The organism is Cellulomonas bogoriensis 69B4 = DSM 16987, assembly GCF_000767165.1.
GTDB classification, from domain to species: domain Bacteria; phylum Actinomycetota; class Actinomycetes; order Actinomycetales; family Cellulomonadaceae; genus Actinotalea; species Actinotalea bogoriensis.
This window is the reverse complement of record NZ_AXCZ01000358.1, coordinates 1-1,012: the sequence shown is the minus strand read 5'-3', so window position 1 is coordinate 1,012 and position 1,012 is coordinate 1. Positions and strand designations below refer to the sequence as shown.

The 1,012-nt window shown below is 73.7% G+C and carries 1 protein-coding gene; it reads right to left on the bottom strand.

Annotated elements, in window-relative coordinates:
• Positions 1–337 precede the first annotated feature (337 nt).
• Positions 338–1,012, bottom strand: a 675-nt coding sequence (locus N869_RS15390; RefSeq protein WP_035063131.1) for a 3'-5' exonuclease, incomplete at its 5' end; no start/stop codon positions are given.

Sequence of the window (1,012 nt, the reverse complement as noted above, 5' to 3'; positions counted from 1 at the left end):
TGGGAGCGGTGAGCCACTCGGGCTTGTACGCGCGTCGCCGATCGCGGGCGACGTCGAACCCACCGATCCCCTTGACCGGGTTGCCGGTGGGTGCGACACGCACGGCGCGGGACGCGGCCCCGGTGACGCCGCCACCGAGATTCACCACTGCCATGGTCTCCATCTGTGCACCCACCTCCTCTCCGATCAGGTCCAGGCCTCTCGGCCCCGACCTCCTGCAAGGACGAGAAGAACCCTAGAGGCGACGTGCGGAGCGGCACAACGTAATTAACGAACAAGTTCTGACCAGGTGCACCGGCACCGGCTCCCGGGGGCGCGCCGGTGCCCGAGGACCCGGTCAGACGTGCTCCGCGACGACCCCCAGCAGCGCTGCGCCGTACAGCTCGAGCTTGGCCGGCCCGATGCCCCGCACCCGTGCGAGCTCGGGTGTGGACGTCGGGCGGCTCGCCGCGACCCCCTGCAACGCCGCGTCGCTGATGACCGACCAGGCGGGGCGGTCCACGTCCACGGCGACCGACGCCCGCCACTCCTTGAGCGCAGCGAGGAGCTCGGCGTCCACCTCCCGGGCGGCTGCCGAGGCCCGGGCGCCCCCGTGCCTGGGCAGCGGCTCACCTGAGGGCCACAGGCCGTCCAGGAACCGGCTGCGTTTGCGGTTGCCCCGGGTGCCCGGGGTGCGGGCCCGTGCGTGGCTGAGCTCGAGGTGCTCACGGGCCCGGGTGATGCCCACGTACAGCAGGCGCCGCTCCTCGGCGACACCGGCCTCGGTGTCGGCCAGCGAGATCGGCATCAGGCCCTCGCTCAACCCGGTGAGGAACACCGCGTCCCACTCCAGTCCCTTGGCCGCGTGCAGGGACGCGAGCGTCACGCCCTCGACCGCCGGGGCGTGCTGGGCCGCGGCCCGCTCGGTGAGCTCCTCGACCAGCGCGGCCAGCGACGTCACCCCCCTGGCCTGCAGGTCGTCGGCCACGCCGACCAGCGCCTGGAGGGAGTCCCACCGCTCCCGGGCGGCCCC